Here is a 25,501-nt window from a genome sequence, read left to right as displayed (position 1 = left end):
AAATCCGGGATTGCAACAATTTTATAGTTGTGCGAGGGTGGCGGAACTGGCAGACGCGCACGTTTGAGGTGCGTGTGGTTTATCCTTGGGGGTTCGAGTCCCCTCCCTCGCATAAAAGAAAGCCCACGGTCTAGCGATAGATCGTGGGCTTTTCTTATGCTTTCCAATCAAAGCCGCAAACAAAAAGGCAGGCCCGGATTCTATCCAAGGGCCTGCCTTTTTGTATGCAGGAGAAGGGACTTGAACCCTCACTCACTGGGAACTGGTGCCTAAAACCAGCGCGTCTGCCATTCCGCCACTCCTGCACGGAGAACTTATTTAGTTTATCAATTTTTACGGGAAATGTCAATTCCTCTGCCTGCTTTTGTATTCTACAAATTTTCAGCGGGTCATATCCTATAAGAGATACTGCAGATCCAATGTGATCTGTCAAGGAGGTTTGGGAGATGGTTTCATGGCTGAGAGCAAACGGGACGATTTTATTTCGCGGGGCAGCTCTGCTTCTGGCGGGCGCAGCGGCAGGCTTTGGGCTGGGGCTGTTCTTTGCTGTGCCGGCGGGGCCCGGCTGCCAGGAAAGCGATCTGACCCCGGTACCGGATACCGGCTTTGCCTCCCCTGCTCCGGAGGCGGCCCCTGCAAGCTCATTGCCGCAGGAAGAGCCGATGCCGGAGAAATGGGTCTGCCTGACCTTTGATGACGGCCCCAGCAAAACGACCCCGGCGGTTCTGGATGCGCTGAACGCCGCCGGGGTCAAGGCCACCTTTTTTGTGGTGGCCACGGGCTACAATGAAAAATACCTGCCGCTCATTGCGGATGTAGCGGCAGCAGGCCACCAGATCGCGCTGCATTCTGCTTCCCATGAATACAGTGACATCTACCAGAGTGCAGATGCTTACTGGCAGGATATCACCCTGTTGAAAAAGCGCATCTCGCCCTATGTCAACACAGCTTCTCTGCATTACCTGCGCTTTCCGGGCGGCAGCACCAACACGGTCAGCCGCCGCTACGGCGGGCGTGGTGTGATGGCCGAGCTGAAACAGCAGTGTGCCGAGAAGGGATATGCCTATGTAGACTGGAATGTCTGTGCTGAGGATGCCGTGGGCGGCAAGCCCAGTGCCGGAACCATCTACCGGAATGTAGTGCGTGAGACCGGCGAGCAGACCCAGTGCATCGTTCTGATGCATGATTCTGCCACCACCCGCACCACCGCCGAGGCGCTGCCGGACATCATCCAGTGGTATCGGGATCAGGGGTTCACATTCTGCCGCGTAGAGCAAGTGCTCCCAGCACCATAGCGGCCACTGCCACAGGGAGCAGCCGCCGTAGCCAGCGCAGCAGGCGTTCCCGCCTGAGCGGCAGTCCCGTTTTGAGAGATTCCGGGAAGAGTGCTTCGCAGCAGATAGAATCGCAATAGCGGCCCTGCCCGCGCCATGCCTTATACCGGATACCGTGCCACTCAAACTCCGGGTACATTCCCCCTTTTGTGATGCAGACGGGGCTCCCTTGAGCTTCCCCATAGCGCAGCAGCACGGCTGCAAAATCCTCCGGGGTATTGATGGACTGTTCCGATACGATGAAAAAGCGTTTTTTCTGTTCGTTTTCTGCCACGGTACGGTAATCCCTGAGCCAGCCGGAGAAAAATCTGCCCGGCTCCTGCGGGTCCTGCATCCGTTTCAGGCAGTCGTCCACATCCAGCTGATCCACCTGAGGAGTCTGTTGGGTCAGCTCTGCGCAAAAGCGGATCGCACCCGCCAGCTGTGCCGCCTGCTGCTCCAGTACCGCCTGCTGTGCCTGAAGTGCTTCGCTCAGCGGCTGTTCCCCGTTGAGGACCCTCTGTATTACGGGCAGCGGCATATCCAGCATCCGAAGCATCCGGATCAGTTTCAGGGTCCGGATATCCCCGGCGGTGTAATCCCGGTAGGCATTGCCCCGGTTACGGGCAGGGGTCATCAGCCCTTCTTTTTCGTAGAAGCGGATGTTGGGGCTGGAAACTCCACTCTGTTCCGCAGCCTGTTTGATGTTCATTTGCTTCACCTCCGCCCTTACACTACACCATAAAGTCGGTTGAAGGTCAAGCATTTTTCAAAAAATAGCGCAAAAATGCCCCGGCGGGCGCAAAACCTGCCGGGGCCATTCATTCTGGATTGCACTTACTGTGCGTTGTTGAACAGGGAGAAGGCACGGTAAGCCATGTACAGGTCGTTCTTATGGATGACCTCGAAGGGAGCGTGCATGGACAGCACAGGCACACCGATATCCAGCACGGGGATGCCGCGGTTTGCGACATACTTGGCGATGGTGCCGCCGCCGCCCAGATCCAGACGGCCCAGCTCACCGATCTGCCATGCAACATTGCCGTTGTCCAGCATCCGGGTGATATCACTGACCAGCTCAGCGCAGGCATCGCTTGCGGAGCCCTTGCTGCCGCCGCCGGTGTACTTGAAGATGGCAACGCCGCGGCCTGCATAAGTGCCGTTCATAGGCTCGAATGCACTTGCCCAGGTGGGATCGTAGGCAGCGGTCACGTCAGCGGACAGGCAGACGCTGTGACGGAAGGCCAGGATATCATCCTGACCGGCGGTACGGCAAAGCTCCTGCATGAAGTGGAAGGCGTACATGCTCTGCATACCGGTCACGCCATCGGAGCCGATCTCTTCCTTATCGGTCAGGACGCAGACGGTGGTGTAGGCGGGGTTTTTGGTCTCGATCTCGGCCATCAGTGCGGGATAAGCGTCCACACGGTCATCGTGGCCATAGCCGCCCACCATGGAGCGGTCGAAACCAACGTCGCGGCTCTTGTAAGCCGGGGTGATCTCGATCTCAGCGCGCATGAACTCCTTCTCAGTGATGCCGTACTTCTCGTTGAGCAGGATCATGGTGTTCAGCTTGACAGCTTCCTTGACGTTCTCGTCATCAACAGCGTCGGAGCCGATGAGGATGTTCAGCTCCTCAGCCTTGATGCCGTCCTTCAGGGGACGGGCGTTCTGCTCGGCACCCAGATGGGGCAGCAGGTCGGTGATGCAGAAGACGGGATCGTTCTCATCCTCGCCCACACGGACGGTGACGGTGGAGCCATCCTCACGGGTGAACACGCCGTGGATGGACAGAGGGATAGTGCCCCACTGATACTTGCGGATACCACCGTAGTAATGGGTCTTGAAGTAGCTCAGGTGGTCAGACTCATACAGCGGGGTGGGACGCAGGTCCAGACGGGGGCTGTCGGTGTGGGCAATGACCAGATGGAAACCATCCTCAAAGCTCTTGGTACCGATGGTGGAAGCCACCACAGCCTTGTTGTACTGGACAAAGTAAATCTTGTCGCCGGGCTTGTAGGTCTTTTTCGGGTCGAACTGCTGGTAGCCTGCATCCTTGAGCATCTGCTCGCTCTCGGCGGCGACCTCGCGCTCAGTCTTGCCTGCATCCAGGAACTTCTTGTAGCCTTCGGCAAAGTCGTGGGCCTTCTGCTTCACGTCAGCGTCCTTATCGGCGACGTAAGCAGGCTTATAGAGCAGCTTTTCAGCCAGCTGCTGGTTCGGAGTTTTTTCTGCCATAGAATTTCTCCTGCCTTTCTCTTTCGGTATTCCTAAATATTTCAAACCGGCGCAAGCCGGTTCAAGCGGGTTTGCAGCCTGCTCAGGCTCCGTACAGCTCGGTGTACTTGGCGTAGCAGGCGGTGATCTTTTCCACATAGTGGTGCATCTGGTTATAGGGGAAACCCGACAGGGTCAACCCGTCCTCTGAATGTTCCTCCTTCTGAAGCAGGGCATCCACGGTGCCCCACCCGCTGTGGTAGGCTGCGGCGGCCGTGGAGATATCACCGTTGTAACGCACCAGACAGAGGTGGAGGTAATAGCATCCAAAGCGGATGCTCTCATCGGGGTCGTACAGGTCGCCAAAGGAAACCTCCTCCCCCAGGCCCAGCTTACTGCGGAGCCAGAGGAAGGTCTCCTCCGTCATCTGCATCAGGCCGCGCGCATCGACACTGGAAGTTGCGCCCGGGTCAAAGCCGCTCTCGGTGCGGATGAAGGAATAGATCAGCAGCGGGTCAAGGTCATACTCGGCAGCGTACTGCTCCACAAGGTCGTTGTATTTCCGCGGGTAGAGCCGCTGTTCCACCTGACGGCGCACCGGCGGCAGCGCCAGCAGGACCACACAGAGCAGAAAGAGCAGCACCAGCGTTTTCAAAAACTTTTTCAAAGCGAAGTGTCCGCGCCCCCTTTCCGTGCACCCTCAGCCTGCAGCTGCTCACAGAGCGCCGCTGCCGCCGCTTCCAGAGAAGCAAGGTCAGCATCGTTGCGCAGGACAAGATCGGCCCTGGCAAGCAGGACTTCTTCCGGGGTCTGGGCGTTGAGCCGCCGTGCCGCCATCTCCGGGGCAATGCCGTCCCGGGCCGCAATGCGGGCCACACTGGTGGCAAAGGGCGCAGTGACCACACAGAGGTGGTCGCACTCTTTTTCCGCATCGGTGCCCACGATCACGGCTCCGTCTATCACAAAAAGCGGTGCTCCGGCTTCCCGGGCGGCCTGCTTCAGTCTGCAGACCCGCCGGATGATCTCCGGAAGCACGAGGGAATCCAGAGCAGCCTTTCCTTCCGGCGCAGCAAAGGCGCGGTCTGCCAGCAGGCGGCGGTTCAGGCTACCGTCGGCATACAGGATATCTGCCCCGAACCGTTGGGCCAGCACAGGCAGCAGCGGAGAACCGGGCAGAAGGATCTCGCGGGAGATCTGGTCGGCATCCACCAGCGGGACACCATGGGCGGCAAACACCGCCGTCACGGTCGATTTGCCGCAGCCGCTGCGGCCGGTGATCCCAAGCGTGATCATAGCTGGATCACCCGGAACGCTGCCGCTCGGATCAGGCGGTTGTACACTGCCATGGACAGGCCGTCCTTTTTCGGGCAGCGGGCATAAACCACGCCGTCCCCCTGCTCATCCAGGGCACGCAGGCTGCGGAAGATATGCTTTGCCTGATCGGCACCATCGCCCTCTCTGCCATACTCCACGCAGGGCCAGCCGAGCTTTTCGGCCTCGCCGGTAAAGCAGAGGCAGCTGGGGTTCTGGTCGGCATGGGCATCCACATAGGCCTTGAACTGCTCAAAGGTACCTTCCAGCAGGGTGACATCTGCCTTAGGGGCGTAATGCTTATACTTCATGCCGGGGCTGCGGACAACAGCACCCTCGGGCAGCTTTTCGAGGATGGCTTTGGAGACCTCGACCTCCTCACCCAGAGCGCGCTCCAGATCTTCCAGCGTGATATGGCCGGGGCGGAACAGGGTGGGCTTTTCGCCTACCACAGAGATCACGGTACTCTCCACACCCACATCGCACTCGCCGCCATCCAGGATCAGGGGCAGACGGCCATCCATATCGGTGAACACATCCTGTGCGTTGGTGGGGCTGGGCTTGCCGGAAAGGTTCGCGCTGGGGGCCGCAAAGGCACAGCCGCTCTGCGCAATGACAGCCCGTGCCACCGGGTGGCTGGGCATCCGGATGCCCACCGTGTCCAGACCGGCACAGCACTCCGCGGCCACCTCCGGGCCGCGGGGCATGATGATGGTCAGAGGGCCGGGGCAGAACGCGGCCATCAGCAGCTGGGCACGCTCGGGCACCTCGCTGACAAGGCCGGGCAGCATCTCCGGGCCGGTGACATGGACGATCAGGGGGTTGTCCTGCGGGCGGCCCTTGGCCACAAAGATCTTTGCGACTGCCGCGCCGTTGCGCGCATCGGCGGCAATGCCGTAGACCGTCTCGGTGGGCAGGGCCACCAGCTCCCCTCTGCGCAGCAGGTCAGCCGCTTTGGCGATTGCTTCGCCCTCAGCAGGTAAAATTTCAGTTTTCATTTTCATGCGGTTCATCATTCTTTCTATCTGTAAAGTATAAATACTTTTCAATCATTAAATCAACACAAACACGTTATTCTTTTCATCATAGCTTCATTCGGTCTGTGCGTTGAGCTGACGCAGTTTTTCGGCCTGTTCATGGGTTGCCAATGCATCAATGATCTCGTCCAGATTTCCGTCCATGATCTTATCCAGATTGTGGACCGTCAGGCCAATGCGGTGGTCGGTGCAGCGATCCTGCGGGAAGTTGTAAGTCCGGATCTTCTCGCTGCGATCACCGGTTCCCACCTGCCCCGCGCGGTTGGCATTGATGGCATCCTGCTGTTCCTTCTGCTTCTGGGCCAGCAGGCGGCTGCGCAGGATCTCCAGCGCCTTATCCTTATTCTGGAACTGGCTGCGCTCGTTCTGGCACTCCACCACCATTCCGGTGGGGATGTGCGTCACCCGGATGGCGCTGGACGTTTTGTTGATGTGCTGGCCGCCCGCACCCGAGGAGCGGAAGGTATCGATGCGCAGATCCTTGGGGTCGATGACAAGATCCACCTCTTCGGCCTGCGGCATCACCGCCACGGTTGCCGTGGAGGTGTGGATGCGGCCCTGCGTTTCGGTCTCGGGCACACGCTGGACACGGTGCACTCCGCTCTCATACTTGAGCCGGTTATAGGCCCCTGCGCCGTTCACGGCAAGGATGGCTTCCTTGACACCGCCCAGCTCCGTCTCGTTGAGGTTCAGCACCTCCAGCTCCCAGCCCCTGCTCTGGACGTACATGGTGTACATCCGCATCAGGCTGTGGGCAAACAGCGCGGCTTCTTCGCCGCCCGCACCGCCGCGCAGCTCCATGATGACACTTTTATCATCGTTGACATCCTTGGGCAGCAGCAAAATTTTGAGATTATTTTCCAGCTGCGCCACTTCCTGACTTTTTTCGCCGATCTCCTGCTGTACCATTTCCTTAAAGTCCGGATCAAGGGTCTCGCCCTCGAGCAGGGCTTTGGCCTGAGCAAGATGATCCTGCGCCGTGGTCAGGGCCTGATAAGCCTGCACCACGGGTTCCGCCTCGTGATACTCCTGCATCAGGCGGCGGAACAGTGCAGGATCTGCCGCTGTTTCCGGCTGGTTCAGGCGGATGGAAAGTTCTTCAAACCGGTGGCTGACAGCCTCCATTTGGGAAAGCAGTCTTGACATACTGTGCAGTTCTCCTTACATGACCCAATGGTTACTCGGCAGCGCCGGGCTTGAGCACTTTCTTGATGTTTTTTTCAATTTTCGCGCGGGGCAGCATGACCTCACGGCCGCAGCCCGTGCAGCGGATCTTGAAATCCATACCGACCCGGAGCACCTCGAAGCTGGAAGCTCCGCACGGGTGTTTTTTGCGGGTCTGGATGGTATCTCCCACTGCGATATCCATGTTTCTTTCCCTCCTGCCGCCCCTTTGCGGGGCAGTACCCTGTGCAGCAGGTTTCCATGCCGCACATACAGATATAGTATAAACCAAACTCGTATAAAATGCAATTGTCCGCGCATAGAGTTTTAATGCCGACACCTGCTTTGTGTGCCGACGTGCAGCGGAAAACGCTAAAATAACACAGAAAGAGGAACAAACCATGATGCAGACATTTCGTACTGAAGGCAATTACCGCTCCGCAGACCGGCTCAGCCCCGCAGAACTGCGCGCCGCCATCGCCAGCCGCGAAATTTTACAGAGCACTGCCCTTGCCTTTGACACCCAGCGCCAGCTCCGGTTCGACCTGGGCGGGGTAAAGGCCGTGATGCCCTTTGGCCAGTGTGCCGATGGAGCCGAGAGCGGCACCGTGCGGGACATTGCGGTGCTGACGCGGGTGGGCCGCCCCACCTGCTTTGTGATCGAAGGGATGGAGACCGGGGAAAACGGCCAGCCCTGCTACCTGCTTTCCCGGGCTGAGGCACAGCGGATGTGCAAGGCAGAGTATCTGGACACCTTACAGCCCGGGGACATCCTGCCCTGCACTGTGACCCACATCGAGCCGTTTGGTGCCTTTTGTGACGTTGGGTGCGGCATCAGCGCCCTGCTGCCCATCGACTGCATGTCGGTCAGCCGCATCTCCTCCCCTGCCGACCGGGTGAGTGTGGGCCAGCAGATCCTGTGCGCCATCAAAAGCCGGGATGTGCAGGGGCGATTCGTGCTGACCATCCGTGAGCTGCTGGGCACCTGGGAGGAGAACGCCGCCGGGTTCACCGTGGGCGAGACCGTGGTGGGCATTGTGCGGAGCGTGGAGGAATACGGCACCTTTGTGGAGATCGCCCCCAATCTGGCCGGCCTTGCCGAGACCTGCCCCGACCTGCACCCCGGGCAGGCGGTAAGCGTCTACATCAAAAACATCCTGCCCGATAAAATGAAGATCAAGCTGGTCATCGTCAACCACAGCCTGGGCCAGAGCCACCGGTTCGACCTGCGCTATTTCATCACCGAGGGGCATATCGACCACTGGCTGTATTCCACCCCCGAAAGCCGCAAGCGCATTGAGACAGATTTTGCGGTTGCGGCTTGCAATCCGGTCTGAAACCCTTTATACTATAAGAAAGTGATTCTTTACGGCCTGCCCCGAGGCAGTGCCGGGCAGCAATTTGAAATAACAAGGGGATGTGCAGAACGATGGCCGCCAACGATGCTTTTACCGCCGGTGTTCGTCCCGGCGGGCTGACCGACAGCACGGAGATCCGGTTGCTGTTGTGTTATCTGGTAAAGAATGCCGGGCCGATCACCCGGACGGAGATTGAGAATGCGCTGATGGAAGAGCAGCTGGTCAACTATTTTGAGATCGGCTCCTGTCTGGATGATATCACCCGCCAGCAGCTGGTCACGCTGAAGGAAGATCGCTATTCCATCACCGAAAAAGGACGCAAGGTCGCGCAGGAGCTTGCCTATGACCTGCCCCGCAGTGTGCGGGAGCGCGCGGTGGCGGCGGTTCTGCGCAGCCAGACCTGGGCCCGCAAAGAGGCCGAGTACAGCGCCCGTATCACCGAAAAGCCGGACGGCCACTGCTCCATCCGCTGCACCATCAAGGCACTGGATCAGGAGCTGTTTTGTCTGGACATCGGCACGCCTGACCGGCTGAGTGCCGATCTGGTCAAGAAGCAATTCATCCTCAAGGGCAACGAGATCTATCAGATGCTCATCACCAAACTGACAGAGTAACAAAGAAACGGGGCTGTTGCAAAAACAGTCCCGTTTCTTTTAGTTCCAGCACGCTGCTGTGATCAGTTCCAGCACACTGCCCGCAATGCAGCGGGCCTTATCCGAGATGAGGAAGCAGTTTTCCAGCTCCGCACGGCGGGGATCCACATCAGCCACCTTGAACCCTTTGGTCACCGGGTAGCCATCCCGCAGCAGCCCCCGCAGGATGCCGGAGATCTGTGTGACCACCGGCAGACGCTGACCGTCCGGCGTTTCGATCTCGGCCACAGCCTCGCCCGCCTCCACAAAATCAGCGATAGAATGCAGGTTGCGGAAGATACCCGCGGCCTGTGCATGAAGTACACGCTCGGCACCATAGCCGCCGATGATGCCCGGCACGCCGGAGTTGGGTGCGGCAGATCCTTCCCGGATGATGCGGCCCAGCTTGTGGCCGCGCTTGGTCTCCACCACCACGTCCACATCCTGCCCCGCCGCAAAGCCGGGGCCAAGGGCAATGGTCAGCGGAGCCATCTCCCGGGTGGTGCCCAGATTTTTCTTTGCGATGATGGCATCCACCAGAACAGCTGGCCTTGCCTGCGGCAGGCAAGCACCCGTTGGGTCTATCAGGACCGGCACGGCGTTCTGTGCCCAGACGGCATCGGCATCTGCCAGCGTCTCCACCCGGATGCCCCGCATTCCTTCCACAGCGGTCTCGCCTTCGTAAACAGCCTCACAGAGAGACACCTGCCGACGGATGGCGGCGGGATGGGCCGTTTCCAGCACCAGCACCCGCAGGCCAGCCGACCAGAGCCGATGCACAACACCGGTGGCAAGGTCTCCCCCGCCCCGGACAACGATCAGGTCATTACGCTTCATGGCTCATTCCTCCGGTTCCAGACGCTGCAAAAAGACTTCCATGGAGCCGCCGCAGGCCGCAATGGCCGCGGCATCGCTGGCCCCCTCTGTGGTAAAGGCGGCCAGCCTGCACGGGGCAGCCCCCGGCTCCAGCAATTCCCGCGCCAGCTGCTGGGTGCGGTACTCCATGATGCCGCCGCCCACGCTGCCCACGGCAGAGCCATCGGGCAGGACCAACATCTTGGAGCCTTCCTCCCGTGGCGTAGAGCCATGGCGGCCTACGATGGTCGCCAGCACCGCCGGAACGGTCTGTTGTTCCAGCGCGGCCAGCAGCGCCGGGGAAAAGCCCTCGGTCTGCTGGCGGCTGTTTTTAACGGAGACGATCTCCGCAAGAATAGAAAGTGCGATCTCCTGTGCGGTTTTTGCCCCAATGGAAAGCCCAATGGGCGCGTGCAGGTCATCAATGCGCTCTTGCGGCAGCCCCAGCTCGGCCAGTTGTGTGTGCACCAGAGCCGCGCGCTTCCGGCTGCCCATCATGCCCACATAGGCGGCGGGCTTTTGCAGAATGGAACGCAGGCAGGCAATATCACAGCTGTGGGCACGGGTCACGACCACAAAGTATGTCTCCTGCCCGCCGGGGATCTGCGCAAGCCCCTCTGCAAAGGGCAGGCAGAGCACAGCATCGGCCCCGGCCTGACGCAGCTCCTCCGCAAACTCGGGGCGGTCCTCCAGCGCTGTGACCGGCAGGCCCAGCAGCTTTGCCAGCCGCACCACCGACGCGCCCACATGGCCGCCGCCGCAGACCACAAGCTGCGGGGCTGCGCCAAAGCGCTCCACAAAGATGCGCTGTCCGGCTGATTCCAGAATTCCACTGGAGGTCACAGCGGCCAAGGCAGGCAGATGCTCCCCCCAGAACGCAGGCAGTTCCTCCGGCCAGACCGGTGCTGTGTTCCGCAGCAGGACACGTTCCCCCTGCGCCGGGCCTTCCAGCACCGTGGCCAGCAGAAAATCCCCCTCCCGGTTATGGAGTGCATTGAAAAAAGAACGGTTTCCCATCCAATTCTCCTTTATTTGTTATTGTTCTACCACCGCTGCGGCATCATAGGCGGCGGGGTCGATGCGGCTCTGCCACAGCGGCCAGTCCTCGGGCGGCATCCGCCACGCAAGGCCGCACCCGGCAGAGAGCTCCCGGGGCAGCGGAATGAGCCGCCCGGGGATGTGTTCCGCTTCGCAGTGTTTTTCCCATGCCATCGCTTCCACTGTGGTGCGGAAGGATAACACGATATAGGGTCTCTTTGCACGCATCGTTTATTCCTCCGCCAGGCTGCGCACCGCACGGGCAGCAGCAAGCGCCTCCTCCCGGGTGTTGGTGTGGGAGAAGCTGAACCTCACCACACCCTGCTCCACGGTGCCCAGCGCCTTGTGCATCAGCGGGGCACAGTGCGCACCGGCCCGCACACAGATGCCGTACTCTTCCCAGAGCACATCCGCCACCCGGGCGGAATCCTCGCCCGTCAGATTCAGCGAGACGATGGGCGCACGCGGCGCAGTGAAGTCACCATAAAGCCGCACACCGGGAATTTCCCGGACAGTTTCGTAAAACAGGCGTGCAAGCGCATTTTCTTTTGTTTCCAGCGCTTCCACGCCCTGCGTCAGGAGCCAGCGCACCCCGGCCCCCAGCCCGGCGATCCCAGGCACATTCAGCGTCCCGGCTTCCAGAGCAGTGGGCATTTCGACGGGGTGGTGTTCATCAAAGCTGTGGACTCCGCTGCCGCCCACCACAAGGGGGGCAACCTGCAGCCCGGGCCGGACATACAGCCCGCCGGTGCCCTGCGGGCCCAGCAGCGCCTTGTGCCCGGTAAAGCAGAGCACATCGATCCCCAGCGCCTGCACATCCACCAACATGGCACCCGCTGTCTGGGCGGCATCCACGAGAAACAACAGGCCGTGCTTTTTTGCAAAAGCGGATACGAACGCCAGGTCCGTGCAGTTTCCGGTGACATTGGAAGCACCGGTCACAACCACTCCCCTGGTGTTGGGACGGAGCAGCTGCTCAAACTGTGCATAGCAGAGCACACCGTTTGCGTCCACATCCACAAAGCTCACCTCAACCCCCTGCCTTTGGAGGCGGTAGAGGGGCCGCAGGACGGAATTGTGCTCGCAGACCGTGGTGATGACATGATCCCCCGGGCCAAAGAGCCCGTTGATGGCCGTGTTCAGCGCCTGGGTCGCATTGGATGCAAAGGCGATGCAGGCCGGGCCTTCGGCGTGGAAGAGCCGAGCCAGTGCTTCCCGGATCTCGTAGACGACACGGGAGGCGTGCAGGGTGGGCGCATGGGCTCCACGGCCCGGGTTGCCCGCTGTCTGCAGAGCATCCAGCATCGCCTGCCCCACTTCCGGGGGCTTGTGCAGGGTGGTTGCGGCGTTATCAAGGTAGATCACGGCTTGACCACGTTCCCGGCGTTCAGCATTTTTTCGGCGATGACATACATATTGGTCACACCGCCCACGGCCAGCTTCTCGGTCAGGCCATAGAAGTTCAGGCAGGTACCGCAGGTCAGGATCTCCACGCCCTCAGCCTCCAGTGCCTTCAGGTCTTCCAGCATGGGCGAGCCCTCACAGGTCAGGGATGCACCGCCGTTATAGAAGAGGATCGTCTTGGGCAGCTTGTCCTGCTGGGTCAGGGAGAACACGAAGGCCTTGAGCAGGGTCTTGCCCAGCTCCTCGGCCCCTTCCCCCATCTTGTCGGACGCGATGACCGCCACCGTATCGGTGCGGGCATCCGGGATGCAGGTTTCCGCCTCTGCCTGTTGTTTCATCGCGCCCGGCACAGCGGTTTCCGCAGCGGGCGTGTCCTTGATGGTAAAGCGGACACGGTATTCCTGCTCGGCCAGTTTTTCGGAGCTGGACAGATAGCCCTTCTGCTGGGCCATCTTGGTCAGGTTCTGGACAGCGATCTCATTGTCCACCAGCACTTCCACCTCGCCGGGGCCGTGCAGCTCTGCTATGGCCTTTTTGGCCTTGACCACGGGCAGCGGGCAGGCATCTCCACGGGCATCGATCTTGATCATCGGTTGTTCCTCCATCATTCGTATGTTACTGTGATCTCCGGTGTCTGCTTTTCCCCAATGGTGCCCACGATCTTTGCGGGCAGACCCGCTGCCTGCAGCTCTGCTTCCAGAGCAGCGGCATCCTGCGGGGCCACGGCAAACAGCAGGCCGCCGGAGGTCTGGGGATCAAACAGGATCTCCTCCATCGGGAAGGGCACTTCCTCAAACCGGACAAAGGGCCCGGTGTGGTTGCGGTTGCGCTGACCGGCGGCGGTGTACAGGCAGGCATCCGCAGCCTCCCACGCCCCGGGCAGCACCGGCACCGCATGGGCATCGATGACGCAGGAGAGCTTCTCCCCCATCATCTCGTGCAGATGGCCCAGGAAGCTGAACCCGGTCACATCCGTGGCGGCGTGCACCTCGTACCTGCGTGCGATCTCTGCCGCTGTTTTATTCAGGGTTGTCATGGAGCGGACTGCGGCTTCCATCTGTTCCGGAGCGGCTTCGCCCACCCGGTTGGCGGTGCAGATCAGCCCCACGCCAAGCGCCTTGGTCAGAAGGAGCTTGTCGCCCGAGCGGCCGGTATCGTTGGCCGTCAGGCGGTGCGGGTCTACCAGACCGGTCACCGACAGGCCGTACTTCACGCCGGTATCGGCAATGGAGTGCCCGCCCGCCAGCGTGCCCCCGGCTTCGGCCACCTTTTCGGCACCGCCGCGCAGGATCTCCCCCAGCACGTTCAGATCCATGCTCTCGGGGAAGCAGACAAGATTCAGTGCCGTTTTGACCTCACCGCCCATGGCGTAGACATCGCTCAGGGCATTGGCCGCGGCGATCTGCCCGAAGGTATAGGGGTCATCGACCATCGGCGGGAAGAAATCCACCGTCTGCACCAGGGCAATATCCTCGGTGATGCGGTAGACGGCAGCATCATCCCGGCTGTCGTAGCCAACCAGAAGATCGGGGTCTTTTTCGCCCCGGGGCAGCTTTTCCAGAATGCGGCTCAGTACCCCGGCACCCAGCTTGGCGGTGCATCCGCCGCCGGTGCAGAAGACAATGGGGCCTTGTTCTGCCATTTCATGCACGCTCCTTTTCATCAAAATAAGTCAACACACCCTGTACCTCATATTTTTCGCGCAGGAGCGCAAGGGTCTGTTCTCCTGCCGCAATGCGGGCAGGGTCATCCGCCTGATTGAGCACCACAGAAAAACGGCAGTTCCCCACCTGTTTTCGCCCCCCCTGCTCACTGGCCAGCAGCCTTGCCAGCAGCTCCGGGGTCAGAAGCGTTTCGGGGGCAGTGCCCAGCAGGGCGCAGGCCTGCTCCAGCCGGAAGCAGACCTCCCGCAAAGGTCTGCCCAGCGCGGACAACCCGGCCACGGCCAGCACGATATCGCTTTCCGGCAGCAGCACCGGTTCATGGGCCGCCGGAACTTTGCAGGGCAGCCGTTTTGCACCGTCCGCTTCCAGAAGAACCATATCCGCCTGTGCCATCCAGCAGGTCAGCTGCTCCGGCGGCAGGGCGGTCATCTTGTCTTGCTCTGCCGGAACACCGGCCACGGCATATTGCCCTGCCGCCCAGAGGGACGCAAGAGCAGCTTCATCTGCGGCATAATTCTCCCCCGGCTGCCGGATGTGGGTGGTGGTGCTCACCAGCACCCGCCAGCCTTTGGCGGCACAATGCCGGGCAAAGGCATAGAGCAGGGTGGTTTTTCCGCCGCCGCCCACCAGCGAGACCACATGGCCCTTTTCTGCCAGAAACGGAAACTGTTTTTCCGAAAGCATCAGCGGTTTTCTTCCACCGCCATGGCGACCTGCTCCGGGGTGATGGGCAGCTCATAGAAGCGGGTGCCGATGGCATTGTAGATGGCATCCGCGATGGCGGGCAGCGGGGTGTTGATGACCACCTCACCGATGGATTTTGCACCAAACGGGCCGTTGGGCTCGTAGCTGCTCTCAAACTCCACCCGGATGTGGCCGATGTCCACACGGGCGGGGATCTTATACTGCATAAAGGAGTTCTCCATCGGCCAACCCTTGGCATCGTAGGTGATATTCTCGGTCAGAGCCATGCCGATGCCCTGCAGGATGCCGCCCTCAGCCTGCACACGGGTCAGGTTGGGGTTGATGGGGGTTCCGCAGTCCACGCAGGCGGCATAATCCACCACCTTGACCTCGCCGGTCTCCTTGTCCAGCTCAATTTCAGCCGCACCGACCATGTAGGGCGGGGGCGAAAGGGGCGAGGTGTGGGTCTCGGTGATCTCCAGCGGCACCATGTGGCCGAACTGGGAGGCGAAGGCCACCTCAGAGAGAGAGACCCTCTTCTCCGGGTCTGCGTTCAGGGAGACGAACTTGCCGTCAAAATCCACGGCATCTTCGGTCGTCTGGAGCAGCTCCGCGCCCAGCTTGCAGATCTGGCCGCGCAGCCGCAGGGCGCACTTCTCCACTGCCTTGCCGGTGACATAGGTGGTAGAGGAAGCGTAGGAGCCGGAGTCATAGGGCGAGGTGTCGGTATCCGCGCCAAAGACGGTGATATTGTCCAGGTCACAGTCCAGCACCTCGGCGGCGATCTGAGCCAGCGTGGTGTCACAGCCGGTGCCCATATCGGCCGCGCCGATGATGAGGGAGTAGAATCCGTCATCGTTTACCTTGAGGGTGGCACTGCCCACGTCCATGCCGGAAATGCCGGAGCCCTGCATGGCCATGCCCATACCCACGGCGCGCACCTTGCCATTGCCAAGGTCGCGCACAGGGTACTTGTTGTCCCAGTCGATCATCTCGTGGACTTTTTTCAGGCAGCGGTCCAGCGCGCAGCTGGTGTTCACAGCACCGTAATAGGCGGGCATCACATCGCCCTCTTTGACGATGTTCATTTCACGGATCTTGAAGGGGTCCATGTGAAGTCTGGCAGCCAGCTCGTTGACGGCAGATTCCACCGCAAACAGGCCCTGGGTCGCACCATAGCCGCGGTACGCACCGGCAGACATATGGTTGGTGTAGACCACGTCGCTGACAAAACGGAAGGCTTCGGCCTTGCCGTACAGCGGGATGGACTTGTGGCCGGAAAGGCCCACCGTTGTGGGGCCGTGCTCGCCGTAGGCACCGGTGTTGGACAGGGTGTAGAGGTCGATGCCCTTCACGATGCCGTCCTTGGTGGCACCCAGACGGACGTGCATCTCCATCTCGTGGCGGGGCGAAGATGCGGTCTGGCTCTCTTCGCGGGTGAAGATCAGCTTGCAGGGCTTCTTGGTCTTCCAGGTAACAAAGGCCGGATAGATGGCCGAGACCGCCGTCTGCTTAGCACCAAAGCCGCCGCCGATGCGGGGTTTGATGACGCGGATCATGGATTTGGGGATGTGCAGGGCGTTTGCCACATTGCGGCGGGTATGGAACACGATCTGGGTCGAGCTGAGGATGTTCAGCCGTCCGTACAGGTCCATCCAGCAGCAGGTGCGGAAGGTCTCCATCATGGCCTGCTGGCAGGCCTTGGTGTGGTAGACACGGTCGATGACAACATCGCACTTTGCCAGCACGGCATCGATGTCGCCGTCGCCGCACGCATCGTGGGCACAGAGATTGCGCTTGTTATCGGCACCCACAGGACTCAGGCTCTCCCAGTTGTCCTCCGGGTGGACAAGGATGGGGTTGTCCTTCGCAGTGTGGAAATCCAGCACCGGCTCCAGCACCTGATACTCCACCTTGATGAGCTTCATGGCCTTCTCGACACACTTCTCATCCTTGCCCACCACAATGGCCACCACGTCCCCCACAAAGCGGACATGGCGGTCAATGACCAGGCGGTCGTAGGGGCTGGCTTCGGGGTAGGTCTGGCCGGCCTGCGTGTAGCGGCGGGCGTTCTGATCCACATCCTCCCAGGTGAAGATGGCCTCGATGCCGGGCACCTTTTTGGCCACGGACGTGTCGATGCGCTCCACCATGGCGTTGGCATGGGGCGAACGGTACAGCTTGACGATCAGGCAGTCTGCCGGGGCCAGATCATCCATGTAAACGGGCTTGCCGGTCACAAGCTGCATGGCATCCTTTTTGCGGAATGCTTTGTTGACGTTTTTCATTCGGCACCCTCCTGTTTTGCTTTCTTCCAGGCGAGGAAATTCTGGATGCCCCGCAGCTGACCCTCGTAGCCGGAGCAGCGGCAGAGGTTGCCCGCAAGATATTCCTTGATCTCCTCCTCAGTGGGGTATTCCTTTTCCCGGAAGAGGGCGAGGGCGTTCATAATAAAGCCCGGGTTGCAGAAGCCGCACTGCTCCGCACCCTGATCGGCGATAAAAGCGCCGAACTCAGCAGCCTCCTCCTGCAGGCCCTCCAGCGTGGTCACCCTGTGGCCGTCGGCACGGGCTGCCAGCACAGAGCAGGACAGCACCGGCACATCGTCCAGAAAGACGGTGCACAGGCCGCAGTTAGAGGTCTCGCAGCCGCGCTTGACACTGTAACAGCCGTGTGCGCGGACAAAATCGATGAGCAGGGTGTCCGGTGCGGCCTCTGCCGTGACTTTGGTTCCGTTCAGAATAATATTCACCTGCATCTTGTCTCACCTGTTCCCTTCCAATTTCAGCACAGCGCGCTTGACCAGCACCCCGGCCAGATGATTGCGGTATTCCGCACTGCCGCGCATGTTGCTCTCCGTCCGGATGTTTGCCCGCACCTCAGCGGCAAAGCGGGCGGCGGTCAGCTCCGGCGTTTCGGCGGCATTGGGCTGCAGGGTATACAGCACTGCCTTGCCGGGCCGGGCACCAATGGCGACCCGGAAGCCCCCGGCCGTTTTCGCGGCGGCACAGGTCAGCACCGGGAAATCCGTCTGGCTGTTGCGCACCGACTGATAGCAGAATGCTGCCTGCTCTTTCGGCACGATGACCCGCACCAGGATATCCCTGTCGTACGGGCGCTGGGCATACTCCGAAAGCGGCACGATGCCGCCCTTGTAGAGCTCCACCGAAGCGTTCAGGGCCAGGAACATGGTCAGAACATCGGAAAAGCCAAAACGGCTGTAAATGCTGCCGCCCACGGTGGCGAGGTTGCGCAGCTGCACGCCCACAATGTGGCGCACAGATTCCCGCACAGCGCCGTCCGTGTAGGCATTGAGCCCCTCGTGGAGCTCGATCTGCCGCAGGGGCACCATGGCCCCGATGGAAAAGCCCTCGGCCGTTTCCTCAATTTTGTCCAGCCCAAGGCCCGACAGGTCGATGGCGGTGCCGACATTGATGTTCTCCATCTTGAGCCAGATCATGCCGCCGATGACCCGATTGTTTCGCTTCTGGTTGAGCTGCCAGGCTTCCTCGAGGCTTTCGGCCCGTTTGTATTCCCGGATCGTCATCATACGCAGTACCTCTCTTTTTTCGATTGCTACTTTTATTTTATCACAAAATCCCTTATAATGCCACTGGAAAGACTGCCGCAGATCCGGCAGGTTCAGGAGGAATGATTTTATGGCAGAGTTGTGCAGAAAAAACGCCCGCCCTCCGGTGGGGTGCGTCATCATGGCATCGGGGCTGGCCCGGCGGTTCGGCTCCAACAAGCTGCTGGCCGATTTCGGGGGCCGCCCCCTGCTCTGCCGGGCGCTGGAGGTCACCGCCACCCCCGCCCTTGCCGCCCGGGTGGTCGTGACCCGCTCTGCCGAGGTAAAGGCCCTGTGTGACGCACAGGCCGTTCCCTGCCTGCTCCACAGCCTGCCGGGCCGGAACGACACTGTCCGGCTGGGGCTGGAGGCGTTGCTGGAGCAATGCCCCAACCTTGCAGGCTGCATCTTCCTGCCTGGAGATCAGCCCCTGCTGCAGCGGGAGACGCTGGAAGCGCTGATCACTGCTTTTGCCCAGACACAAAAAGAAACAGAGCGGGCGATCTTCCGGCTGGGAGCCCGGGCCGCACATGGCCCGGACACCGTTGTCGGAAGTCCCGTTCTGTTTGGATGCGGATATTTTCCCGCTCTGCGCACCCTGCCCGAGGGCAAGGGCGGCAGTGTTGTGCTCAAGGCTCATCCTGAGCAGGTACAGATCGTTTACGCCCAGCGGCGGGAAGAACTGCTGGATGCAGATACGCCGGAAGCTCTGGAGGAGCTCTCCGCCATTGCAGCGCAATGGTGCTTCCCCTGACAGGAGAGGCAAGGGCACTTCCTGGCTCCCCTGTCAGGGGAGCTGTCACCAAAGGTGACTGAGAGGTTTATTCGGCCTTATCGTCCTTGGGCAGCAGCACGTTCAGCACAATGGCCACAAAGGCTGCGGGCACGATGCCGCTCTCGCCGCAGATCAACTGGAAGAACTGGGGGGTGTGTGCCAGGATGCTGGCATTTGCACCCATGCCGTAACCCACGCCCAGTGCAACGGAAACGATGGTCAGGGTGCGCGGGGTCATCTTTTCCTTGGTAATGAGCTGGATGCCGGACACCACGATGGAAGAGAACATCATCACGGCAGCACCGCCCAAAACAGCCTGCGGCATGATGGAGACCAGTGCGCCCAGCTTGGGGATCAGGCCGCAGAGGATCAGGAAGATGGCACCGGTAGCCAGTGCACCGCGGTTGACGACTTTGGTCATGGAAACCAGACCCACGTTCTGGCTGAAGGAGGTGTTGGGCAGAACGCCGAAGCAGGCAGCAAAGGAAGAGCCCAGGCCGTCGCAGATAACACCGCCGGACAGCTCCTTATCGGTGGCCTCACGGCTCATGCCGCCCTCCATCACGCCGGAGATATCGCCCACGGTCTCCACAGCGGTGACGATGAACATGATCAGCACGGGCAGGATGGCGCGCATATCAAAAACGATCTTGACGGGAACCAGCTTGGGGATGGCAAACCAGTCGGCCTGTGCCACCTTGCTCCAGTTCAGCACCCATGCCTTGGTGAACTCCACACCCTCGGCAGTGACACCGGTGGTGGGCAGGACAAAGCCCATGATAAAGGCTGCCAGATAGCCCGCCACAATGCCGATGAGGATGGAGGAGGAGCTCAGAAAGCCCGTGGTCCAATGCTTGAAGAACAGGATCACCACCAGCACGAACACGGCCAGCAACAGGTTTTCCGCGGAACCAAAGTCCTTGGCTGCGTTGCCGCCGCCAAAGGAGTTGACACCCACGGAGATCAGGGACAAACCGATGGACAGCACCACCGTGCCGGTGACCACCGTGGGGAAGAACTTGCGCAGGGGCTTGAGGAAGAAGCCCAGCACAGTCTCAAACAGGCCGCCCAGAATGGAAGCGCCCATGATGGCACCGTAGGCCAGCACGCCACCGCCCATGGAAGCAGCCACACTGTTGAACACGCCCAGGAAGCCGGAGCTGGTGCCCATGATGATGGGAACCTGACCGCCCACAGGGCCGATGGAGAACAGCTGCACCAGCGTGACCACACCGGCCACGAACATGGCGTTCTGCAGCAGGCTGACCTGCAGGTCAGCAAACTCACCGCCTGCAAGGCCGCAGGCACTGGTGATGATAAGAAGCGGGGTCAGGTTGCCCACGAACATGGCAAATACATGCTGCAGGCCCAGCGGGATGGCCTGGCGAAGGGGCATCTTGGCATCAAACTGGTATGCACCCTTCTCCAACTCGATATTTTTGATCATAACTTCTCCTTTATCTAAAAGGCTTTTTTACACGACAAAAATTATTATAGCAGAGCCTTTCTCAAATTGGGAGAGGTCCGGGATGTTTTTTGTTCATTTTCAGTTCATAAGTCATACTTTAACATTAAATTGTTCTTCTGTGAAGCACAAAATCAGATGGATCAGCCCCCTGCTCCCGGCACCAGAAGCCTCCGAGGCGCATCGATGGCCGTGGTGCCCTCTGCAAGGTCGTTGGCGGCAAGCATCTGGGCCGGGGAGACATGGAACCGCCTGGCGATGGCAAACAGCTCCTCCCCCGCCTGTGCATAATAGATGCGCAGGCTGATCTCCGGGTCTGCCGGGGTCAACGGCTCTCCCAGCGCGATGGAGCCCACACAGGTGTTTCCGCTCCGCTGTAGGATGGCTCCTTCTGCCTTGACGGAAAGGGTGACCTCCAGTGTGCCGTTTGCGCAGACACAGCGCAGGTCCTCGGCACGGAGCCAGCACTCCGGGATCAGCTCCACGTCCGAGGGCAGCTCCCGCCCCAGCGGCAGGGCAAGCTCCAACACCTTTTCATAGCTTTCCAGCTCTGAAAGGCTGTTCTCCCCAAAGGCAGTCACAGTCACCCGGCTAGTCAGATCCCAGTTGTTTTCCCTGTATGCCAGCAGGGCCGGGCCAAAGGAGGCAAAGCAGGCCAGAATTTTAGCCCCAGCGTCCGGCAGGGGGCCGGAGCCGGTCAGGGTCACGGTCTCGTCCAGGGTGCAGGCCAGCGATTCCGTCTGTACCGTCTGCGGGGTCTGTTCTGTCTCAAATTTCGTGGAGAAGGCATCCGCCACGCACTGCAGCTGGTAGGGCCTCCATGCCCGCAGGCGCAGCATCAGGTTGGCGGTCAGGCGGCTGGGTTCCTCCCCTTCTCCCTCCGTGAGCGTAAAGCCCACCGGCTCGGCCACACAGAGGCAGCGGCAGTCCTCGCTCAGGCCGTCCACATCCAGCACCTGATTGAAGTTCAGGTTCACGCTCTGGCTTTGCAGTGTCGGGTCACCCTCGGCACGCCAGGCACAGGAAACGACCAGTCCACCCTTGGCTACGGCTTTCCCGTTCAGGAGCTTGAGGTCTCCGACAGAGGCATTGCCGCTGAGGTCCAAAACGGCGGTGGGTGGCGTGGGAAAGCGGATCTCGCCCTCGACCGTGACCAGCTTTTCCAGCACAGCGGCGCGCCGCACCCCGGAAAGGGTGACCAGTTTCTGCTCCACACCACCATCCGACAGAGCCGTGATGACATCTGTTTTGACCTGCGTGTGCACCGATACCACCAGCCCATACGCCCCCCGCACCTCGATGCGGCGCGGGTTGACGGTGCGGCAGTTCAGATATTCGGTCTGGCCTTCCACCTGCACGGCCCATGCCGTAAAGACGAACTCCGGCAGGTCCAGCAGCTTGGTAAAGGGGAGCTTCTGCTCGGTCTGGCACAGACCCGCCCCCTCTTCCCCCTGATAATAGACCACACAGCGCAGGTAGCCCTCCAATTGCAGCTTGCCGGGCTGCAGCCGCTTTTGCAGCACCACCGGCCTGACAAAGCACTTGACCAGCTTGAACACCGGTGGCAGATAATCAGAGATCAGGATCTCTGTTTCCAGCGGCAGCTCTGCCTTGAGGGTACAGTTTGTCCCCGCCGCCGGCAGGGCATCCCGAAAGATCTTCAACTCCATGGTACGCGCTCCTTTCCTGTCCGCTCTTGGTGTCATTTTATTCCGGGAACAGGCAGGATAGAACGGAGCGATTTTCCGGGGATGCAAAAAGCCGCCGCACAGCGTTTCCACTGCGCGGCGGCCTTATCACAATCAGGGTTCAGGGAAAATCAGGTGCTTATTCAGCAGCCTTGGCAGCCTCGATCTGCTTGATCAGCTCGGGAACGACCTTGAACAGATCGCCCACGATGCCGTAGTCAGCAACACCGAAGATGGGTGCGCTCTCGTTCTTGTTGACGGCGATGATGCACTCGGAATCCTGCATACCAGCGGTGTGCTGGATGGCACCGGAAATGCCCAGAGCAACATAGATCTTGGGGTGGACCGTCTTACCGGTCTGACCGACCTGATGGTCAGCGGTCATCCAGCCTGCATCGGTAACGGCACGGGAAGCACCCACAACGCCGCCGCCCAGTGCAGCAGCCAGCTGCTCAGCCAGCTCGATGCCCTTGTTGACATCCTTGCTGATGCCGCGGCCAACGGAGACGATGACATCAGCACCGATCAGATCGACCAGCTTCTCAGCAGCCTTCTCGACGCTCAGGACCTCGGTCTTGATGTCGGCAGCGGACAGCTCGAAAGCGGGCTTCACGATCTGGCAGGCATCAGCCTTGGCCTGATCGAAGGGAGCCTTCTTCATAACGCCGGGGCGCACGGTGGACATCTGAGGACGGAAGCGGGGGCAGATGATGGTAGCCATCAGATGGCCGCCGAATGCGGGACGGGTCATCTTCAGGTTGCGGTCTTCCATATCGAACTTCTGCTTGGACAGGTCGATGGTGGAGCTCTCCTTCAGGAAGTCGATGTACTTTGCAGTGTCGATATCCAGGTGGGTAGCATCAGCGGTCAGGCCGGTGTGCAGGCGGGCTGCGCAGCGGGGGCCCAGATCGCGGCCAATGTTGGTGGCACCGATCAGCAGGACCTCGGGCTTGTACTCGTTGACCATGTCGCAGACGACCTTGGCGTATGCGTCCGTGGTGTAATCCTTCAGCAGGGGGCTGTCGCAGACCATAACCTTATCAGCGCCATAGCCGCCCAGCTCCTTGGCAATGCCGTCCACGTTATCGCCCAGCAGCAGGCCGGTGACTTCGCAGTTCAGCTCATCAGCCAGCTTGCGGGCCTCGCTGACCAGCTCGAAATCGGTGGGCATCAGTTTGCCCTGGCGCTGCTCACAAAAGACCCAAACGCCCTTGTACTCGTTAAAATCAGCCATTGTAATCCTATGCTCCTTTCATCAGATCAGGTGCTTCTTGGCCAGGATACCTGCCAGCTGTGCGGCGGTGTCGTCGCCAGTCAGCATGGTGCCTGCGCCCTTCTGCGGAGGAGTGAAGGACTTAAAGACGTTCGTCGGAGAACCCTTCAGACCGATGGTATCGACCTCGATCAGCGGATCATCCTTCAGAGCGTTGTAATCGAACACTTCCATGGGCTTGTCGTAGCAGGTGAAGATGCCATTGACGCTCATGTAACGGGGCTGGTTCAGCTCCTTGATGCAGGTCAGCAGGCAGGGAGTCTGCACCTTGACCATCATGTAGCCGTCTTCCAGCATACGCTTCACGGTCAGGGTGTTGCCATCCTTCTGGATGTCAGCCACATAGGTGACCTGAGGCAGATGCAGCTTTTCAGCGATCTGGGGGCCGACCTGTGCGGTATCGCCATCGATTGCCTGACGGCCGCAGAACACAACGTCCTCGGGGCCAACGCCGATCTTATTGACAGCAGCAGCCAGGATCTGGCTGGTTGCAAAGGTATCGGAACCGCCGAACTCACGGCCGGAGACCAGAACAGCCTTGTCCGCGCCGCGGGCCAGCAGCTCACGCAGCATTCCCTCGGCCGGAGGAGGACCCATGGTGATGACAACGACTTCGCAGCCGGTAGCGTCCTTGAGCTTCAGAGCAGCCTCCAGAGCGTTCAGGTCATCGGGGTTGGTGATGGTGGCCATAGAGGCACGATCCAGAGTACCGTCTGCCTTGACGGCGACTTTGCCGGAGGTATCAGGAACCTGCTTTACACAAACAATTGCTTTCATTGTAAATCTTACCTCCCTTACTTCAGCAGAGCGCCGGAAATGACCATCATCTGCACTTCGCTGGTGCCCTCGTAGATCTCAGTGATCTTGGCATCACGCATCATGCGCTCGATGGGGTAGTCACGGGTGTAGCCGTAACCGCCGAACAGCTGCAGGCAGCGGCGGGTCACATCGCTTGCGGTGCGGGCTGCGATCAGCTTAGCCTGAGCAGCCTCGACACTGTAACGGACCTTTGCGCCGTCCATGGCCTGCTGCTTCTTCAGAGCGGCAGCGTAGACCAGATACTTGGCAGCCTCAACGCGGGCCTTCATCTCAGCCAGCTCGAACTGGGTGTTCTGGAATGCAGAGATGCTGCGGCCAAACTGCTTGCGCTCCTTGACGTAGGCAACGGTCTCCTCCAAAGCGCCCTCGGCAATGCCCAGAGCCTGAGAAGCGATGCCGATACGGCCGCCGTCCAGGGTAGCCATGGCCAGCTGGAAGCCCTTGCCGCGCACGCCCAGCATACGGTCCTTCGGGATACGGCAGTCCTCGAAGATCAGCTCGCAGGTGGAAGAACCACGGATGCCCATCTTATCCTCAGCCTTACCGACGGAGAAGCCCGGATCGGTGCGCTCAACGATGAAGGCAGAGCACAGCTTGGTGGGACGGCCCTTCTTATCCAGAACGTGGTCGGTGACAGCGATGACGATAAAGACATCAGCGAAACCGGCGTTGGTGATGAAGATCTTGGAGCCATTCAGGACCCAGCAGTCATCCTCTTCCTTGGCAATGGTCTGCTGACCCTGTGCATCGGTACCAGCGCCCGGCTCGGTCAGGCCGAAAGCGCCCAGCCACTCGCCGCTGCAGAGCTTGGGCAGATACTTTGCCTTCTGCTCGGGGGTGCCGTTCTCATAAATAGGAGCAGCGCACAGGCTGGTGTGAGCGGAGACGATGACACCGGTGGTGCCACAGACCTTGCTCAGCTCCTCCACTGCCATGACGTAGGACAGCACATCGCCGCCTGCACCGCCGACAGAGGTGGGGAAGTAAATGCCCATCATGCCCAGCTTGCCCATCTTCTCGACGGTCTCTTTGGGGAAGTACTCTTCTGCATCAACCTTCTTAGCCAGGGGCTTGACTTCGTTTTCAGCAAACTCGCGGTACATCTTCTGCACCATCTGCTGCTGCTTGGACAGAGTAAAATCCATCGCTATATCCTCCTAACGGGTGTTTTTTATCTCCCGGGGCCGGGGTTCTCCCCTACCCGGTTACAAACAAATTCCTCCTGACCGCTTTCCC

At 60.4% G+C, this 25,501-nt stretch carries 26 protein-coding genes and 2 tRNA genes; 5 read left to right on the top strand and 23 right to left on the bottom strand.

Going from position 1 to position 25,501, the window contains the following annotated elements:
- The first annotated feature begins 31 nt into the window (after positions 1-31).
- Positions 32-112, top strand: a tRNA-Leu gene (locus tag P0G09_RS02785).
- Positions 113-225: 113 nt separating this feature from the next.
- Here the strand turns inward: P0G09_RS02785 and P0G09_RS02780 are convergent.
- Positions 226-305: transfer RNA gene (locus P0G09_RS02780), tRNA-Leu, on the bottom strand.
- Positions 306-446: 141 nt separating this feature from the next.
- Between P0G09_RS02780 and P0G09_RS02775 the strand changes: the two genes are divergently transcribed.
- Entirely contained in the window at positions 447-1,295 is an 849-nt protein-coding gene (locus P0G09_RS02775; protein WP_275251858.1) for a polysaccharide deacetylase family protein, read from the top strand.
- On the opposite strand, the gene P0G09_RS02770 is transcribed toward P0G09_RS02775, so the two are convergent.
- The 7 genes from P0G09_RS02770 to P0G09_RS02740 all read right to left on the bottom strand — a co-directional run bounded on the left by P0G09_RS02770 (position 1,255) and on the right by P0G09_RS02740 (position 7,247).
- Positions 1,255-2,025, bottom strand: a complete 771-nt coding sequence (locus P0G09_RS02770) for a MerR family transcriptional regulator (RefSeq protein WP_227622011.1) — start codon at positions 2,023-2,025, stop codon at positions 1,255-1,257. The two genes, P0G09_RS02775 and P0G09_RS02770, sit on opposite strands and share 41 nt — an antisense overlap.
- A gap of 125 nt (positions 2,026-2,150) precedes the next feature.
- Positions 2,151-3,551: an aminopeptidase gene (locus P0G09_RS02765; RefSeq protein ID WP_275251857.1), complete on the bottom strand. Its 1,401-nt coding sequence runs from the start codon at positions 3,549-3,551 to the stop codon at positions 2,151-2,153.
- 82 nt (positions 3,552-3,633) lie between these two features.
- Positions 3,634-4,197, bottom strand: a complete 564-nt coding sequence (locus tag P0G09_RS02760) for a lytic transglycosylase domain-containing protein (protein WP_275251856.1) — start codon at positions 4,195-4,197, stop codon at positions 3,634-3,636.
- A complete protein-coding gene (coaE, locus tag P0G09_RS02755) occupies positions 4,194-4,823 on the bottom strand; it encodes a dephospho-CoA kinase (protein WP_005932782.1) in 630 nt (209 codons plus the stop codon). The genes P0G09_RS02760 and coaE overlap by 4 nt, the downstream gene beginning before the upstream one ends.
- Entirely contained in the window at positions 4,820-5,845 is a 1,026-nt protein-coding gene (locus P0G09_RS02750) for an L-threonylcarbamoyladenylate synthase (RefSeq protein WP_275251855.1), read from the bottom strand. Before P0G09_RS02750 ends, coaE begins: the two co-directional genes overlap by 4 nt.
- 87 nt (positions 5,846-5,932) lie before the next feature.
- Positions 5,933-7,024: a peptide chain release factor 1 gene (gene prfA / locus P0G09_RS02745; protein WP_275251854.1), complete on the bottom strand. Its 1,092-nt coding sequence runs from the start codon at positions 7,022-7,024 to the stop codon at positions 5,933-5,935.
- Between the two features lie 31 nt (positions 7,025-7,055).
- Positions 7,056-7,247 (bottom strand): DUF951 domain-containing protein, encoded by a 192-nt coding sequence (locus P0G09_RS02740; protein WP_005932779.1) that lies wholly within the window; start codon positions 7,245-7,247, stop codon positions 7,056-7,058.
- A gap of 196 nt (positions 7,248-7,443) precedes the next feature.
- Between P0G09_RS02740 and P0G09_RS02735 the strand changes: the two genes are divergently transcribed.
- Together P0G09_RS02735 and P0G09_RS02730 are read left to right on the top strand one after the other, a co-directional pair.
- The gene (locus P0G09_RS02735; RefSeq protein ID WP_005932778.1) at positions 7,444-8,379 is read left to right on the top strand and encodes a S1 RNA-binding domain-containing protein; all 936 of its coding nucleotides are present in this window, start codon (positions 7,444-7,446) and stop codon (positions 8,377-8,379) included.
- A 92-nt stretch (positions 8,380-8,471) separates the two neighbouring features.
- Positions 8,472-9,014: a DUF4364 family protein gene (locus tag P0G09_RS02730; protein ID WP_097771065.1), complete on the top strand. Its 543-nt coding sequence runs from the start codon at positions 8,472-8,474 to the stop codon at positions 9,012-9,014.
- A 39-nt stretch (positions 9,015-9,053) separates the two neighbouring features.
- Here P0G09_RS02730 and yqeB read toward each other — a convergent pair whose 3' ends face one another.
- From yqeB to P0G09_RS02680, 10 genes are read right to left on the bottom strand one after another with little or no spacing between them, the layout of a single operon-like run.
- Positions 9,054-9,869 (bottom strand): selenium-dependent molybdenum cofactor biosynthesis protein YqeB, encoded by an 816-nt coding sequence (gene yqeB / locus P0G09_RS02725; RefSeq protein ID WP_275251851.1) that lies wholly within the window; start codon positions 9,867-9,869, stop codon positions 9,054-9,056.
- A 3-nt stretch (positions 9,870-9,872) separates the two neighbouring features.
- Positions 9,873-10,904 (bottom strand): XdhC/CoxI family protein, encoded by a 1,032-nt coding sequence (locus P0G09_RS02720; RefSeq protein ID WP_275251850.1) that lies wholly within the window; start codon positions 10,902-10,904, stop codon positions 9,873-9,875.
- Positions 10,905-10,922: 18 nt separating this feature from the next.
- Positions 10,923-11,153, bottom strand: coding sequence for a DUF3343 domain-containing protein (locus P0G09_RS02715; RefSeq protein ID WP_097771062.1), 231 nt, complete (start codon positions 11,151-11,153; stop codon positions 10,923-10,925).
- Between the two features lie 3 nt (positions 11,154-11,156).
- A complete protein-coding gene (locus P0G09_RS02710) occupies positions 11,157-12,290 on the bottom strand; it encodes an aminotransferase class V-fold PLP-dependent enzyme (RefSeq protein WP_275251849.1) in 1,134 nt (377 codons plus the stop codon).
- Positions 12,287-12,919 carry a sulfurtransferase-like selenium metabolism protein YedF gene (gene yedF, locus P0G09_RS02705; protein ID WP_275251848.1) on the bottom strand — a complete coding sequence of 211 codons (633 nt, stop codon included), beginning with the start codon at positions 12,917-12,919 and terminating at the stop codon, positions 12,287-12,289. Before yedF ends, P0G09_RS02710 begins: the two co-directional genes overlap by 4 nt.
- 14 nt (positions 12,920-12,933) lie before the next feature.
- On the bottom strand, positions 12,934-13,971 hold the full coding sequence (selD, locus tag P0G09_RS02700) for a selenide, water dikinase SelD (RefSeq protein ID WP_275251847.1): 1,038 nt from the start codon (positions 13,969-13,971) through the stop codon (positions 12,934-12,936).
- Position 13,972: 1 nt separating this feature from the next.
- Positions 13,973-14,677, bottom strand: a complete 705-nt coding sequence (gene yqeC, locus P0G09_RS02695) for a selenium cofactor biosynthesis protein YqeC (RefSeq protein WP_275251846.1) — start codon at positions 14,675-14,677, stop codon at positions 13,973-13,975.
- Positions 14,677-16,965: a molybdopterin cofactor-binding domain-containing protein gene (locus tag P0G09_RS02690; protein WP_005932761.1), complete on the bottom strand. Its 2,289-nt coding sequence runs from the start codon at positions 16,963-16,965 to the stop codon at positions 14,677-14,679. The genes yqeC and P0G09_RS02690 overlap by 1 nt, the downstream gene beginning before the upstream one ends.
- Positions 16,962-17,435: a 2Fe-2S iron-sulfur cluster-binding protein gene (locus P0G09_RS02685; protein WP_005932760.1), complete on the bottom strand. Its 474-nt coding sequence runs from the start codon at positions 17,433-17,435 to the stop codon at positions 16,962-16,964. The genes P0G09_RS02690 and P0G09_RS02685 overlap by 4 nt, the downstream gene beginning before the upstream one ends.
- Positions 17,436-17,441: 6 nt before the next feature.
- Positions 17,442-18,227 carry an FAD binding domain-containing protein gene (locus P0G09_RS02680; protein WP_097771055.1) on the bottom strand — a complete coding sequence of 262 codons (786 nt, stop codon included), beginning with the start codon at positions 18,225-18,227 and terminating at the stop codon, positions 17,442-17,444.
- A 109-nt stretch (positions 18,228-18,336) separates the two neighbouring features.
- Between P0G09_RS02680 and P0G09_RS02675 the strand changes: the two genes are divergently transcribed.
- Entirely contained in the window at positions 18,337-18,999 is a 663-nt protein-coding gene (locus P0G09_RS02675; protein ID WP_275251845.1) for a nucleotidyltransferase family protein, read from the top strand.
- A gap of 67 nt (positions 19,000-19,066) precedes the next feature.
- On the opposite strand, the gene P0G09_RS02670 is transcribed toward P0G09_RS02675, so the two are convergent.
- From P0G09_RS02670 to P0G09_RS02650, 5 genes are all read right to left on the bottom strand, one after another.
- On the bottom strand, positions 19,067-20,467 hold the full coding sequence (locus tag P0G09_RS02670; protein WP_097772211.1) for a nucleobase:cation symporter-2 family protein: 1,401 nt from the start codon (positions 20,465-20,467) through the stop codon (positions 19,067-19,069).
- 161 nt (positions 20,468-20,628) lie between these two features.
- Positions 20,629-22,155: an SPOCS domain-containing protein gene (locus tag P0G09_RS02665; protein ID WP_275251844.1), complete on the bottom strand. Its 1,527-nt coding sequence runs from the start codon at positions 22,153-22,155 to the stop codon at positions 20,629-20,631.
- 157 nt (positions 22,156-22,312) lie between these two features.
- A complete protein-coding gene (gene acrA / locus P0G09_RS02660) occupies positions 22,313-23,407 on the bottom strand; it encodes an acryloyl-CoA reductase electron transfer subunit beta (protein ID WP_005932752.1) in 1,095 nt (364 codons plus the stop codon).
- A 21-nt stretch (positions 23,408-23,428) separates the two neighbouring features.
- Positions 23,429-24,223, bottom strand: coding sequence for an acryloyl-CoA reductase electron transfer subunit gamma (acrB, locus tag P0G09_RS02655; RefSeq protein ID WP_005932750.1), 795 nt, complete (start codon positions 24,221-24,223; stop codon positions 23,429-23,431).
- 17 nt (positions 24,224-24,240) lie between these two features.
- Positions 24,241-25,410 carry an acyl-CoA dehydrogenase gene (locus P0G09_RS02650; RefSeq protein ID WP_154276263.1) on the bottom strand — a complete coding sequence of 390 codons (1,170 nt, stop codon included), beginning with the start codon at positions 25,408-25,410 and terminating at the stop codon, positions 24,241-24,243.
- Between the last annotated feature and the right edge of the window lie 91 nt (positions 25,411-25,501).

It is taken from the genome of Faecalibacterium sp. DFI.5.82 (assembly GCF_029076575.1).
Taxonomy (GTDB): domain Bacteria; phylum Bacillota; class Clostridia; order Oscillospirales; family Ruminococcaceae; genus Faecalibacterium; species Faecalibacterium duncaniae.
This window is presented reverse-complemented; position numbering and strand designations above follow the sequence as displayed.

Bases quoted from the DNA above. Each gene is read 5' to 3' on its own strand.
- P0G09_RS02775 (WP_275251858.1), top strand. From the start codon at position 447: ATGGTTTCATGGCTGAGAGCAAACGGGACGATTTTATTTCGCGGGGCA.
- P0G09_RS02770 (WP_227622011.1), bottom strand. From the start codon at position 2,025: ATGAACATCAAACAGGCTGCGGAACAGAGTGGAGTTTCCAGCCCCAAC.
- P0G09_RS02765 (WP_275251857.1), bottom strand. From the start codon at position 3,551: ATGGCAGAAAAAACTCCGAACCAGCAGCTGGCTGAAAAGCTGCTCTAT.
- coaE (WP_005932782.1), bottom strand. From the start codon at position 4,823: ATGATCACGCTTGGGATCACCGGCCGCAGCGGCTGCGGCAAATCGACC.
- P0G09_RS02750 (WP_275251855.1), bottom strand. From the start codon at position 5,845: ATGAAAATGAAAACTGAAATTTTACCTGCTGAGGGCGAAGCAATCGCC.
- prfA (WP_275251854.1), bottom strand. From the start codon at position 7,024: ATGTCAAGACTGCTTTCCCAAATGGAGGCTGTCAGCCACCGGTTTGAA.
- P0G09_RS02740 (WP_005932779.1), bottom strand. From the start codon at position 7,247: ATGGATATCGCAGTGGGAGATACCATCCAGACCCGCAAAAAACACCCG.
- P0G09_RS02735 (WP_005932778.1), top strand. From the start codon at position 7,444: ATGATGCAGACATTTCGTACTGAAGGCAATTACCGCTCCGCAGACCGG.
- P0G09_RS02730 (WP_097771065.1), top strand. From the start codon at position 8,472: ATGGCCGCCAACGATGCTTTTACCGCCGGTGTTCGTCCCGGCGGGCTG.
- yqeB (WP_275251851.1), bottom strand. From the start codon at position 9,869: ATGAAGCGTAATGACCTGATCGTTGTCCGGGGCGGGGGAGACCTTGCC.
- P0G09_RS02720 (WP_275251850.1), bottom strand. From the start codon at position 10,904: ATGGGAAACCGTTCTTTTTTCAATGCACTCCATAACCGGGAGGGGGAT.
- P0G09_RS02715 (WP_097771062.1), bottom strand. From the start codon at position 11,153: ATGCGTGCAAAGAGACCCTATATCGTGTTATCCTTCCGCACCACAGTG.
- yedF (WP_275251848.1), bottom strand. From the start codon at position 12,919: ATGATCAAGATCGATGCCCGTGGAGATGCCTGCCCGCTGCCCGTGGTC.
- selD (WP_275251847.1), bottom strand. From the start codon at position 13,971: ATGGCAGAACAAGGCCCCATTGTCTTCTGCACCGGCGGCGGATGCACC.
- yqeC (WP_275251846.1), bottom strand. From the start codon at position 14,677: ATGCTTTCGGAAAAACAGTTTCCGTTTCTGGCAGAAAAGGGCCATGTG.
- P0G09_RS02690 (WP_005932761.1), bottom strand. From the start codon at position 16,965: ATGAAAAACGTCAACAAAGCATTCCGCAAAAAGGATGCCATGCAGCTT.
- P0G09_RS02685 (WP_005932760.1), bottom strand. From the start codon at position 17,435: ATGCAGGTGAATATTATTCTGAACGGAACCAAAGTCACGGCAGAGGCC.
- P0G09_RS02680 (WP_097771055.1), bottom strand. From the start codon at position 18,227: ATGATGACGATCCGGGAATACAAACGGGCCGAAAGCCTCGAGGAAGCC.
- P0G09_RS02675 (WP_275251845.1), top strand. From the start codon at position 18,337: ATGGCAGAGTTGTGCAGAAAAAACGCCCGCCCTCCGGTGGGGTGCGTC.
- P0G09_RS02670 (WP_097772211.1), bottom strand. From the start codon at position 20,467: ATGATCAAAAATATCGAGTTGGAGAAGGGTGCATACCAGTTTGATGCC.
- P0G09_RS02665 (WP_275251844.1), bottom strand. From the start codon at position 22,155: ATGGAGTTGAAGATCTTTCGGGATGCCCTGCCGGCGGCGGGGACAAAC.
- acrA (WP_005932752.1), bottom strand. From the start codon at position 23,407: ATGGCTGATTTTAACGAGTACAAGGGCGTTTGGGTCTTTTGTGAGCAG.
- acrB (WP_005932750.1), bottom strand. From the start codon at position 24,223: ATGAAAGCAATTGTTTGTGTAAAGCAGGTTCCTGATACCTCCGGCAAA.
- P0G09_RS02650 (WP_154276263.1), bottom strand. From the start codon at position 25,410: ATGGATTTTACTCTGTCCAAGCAGCAGCAGATGGTGCAGAAGATGTAC.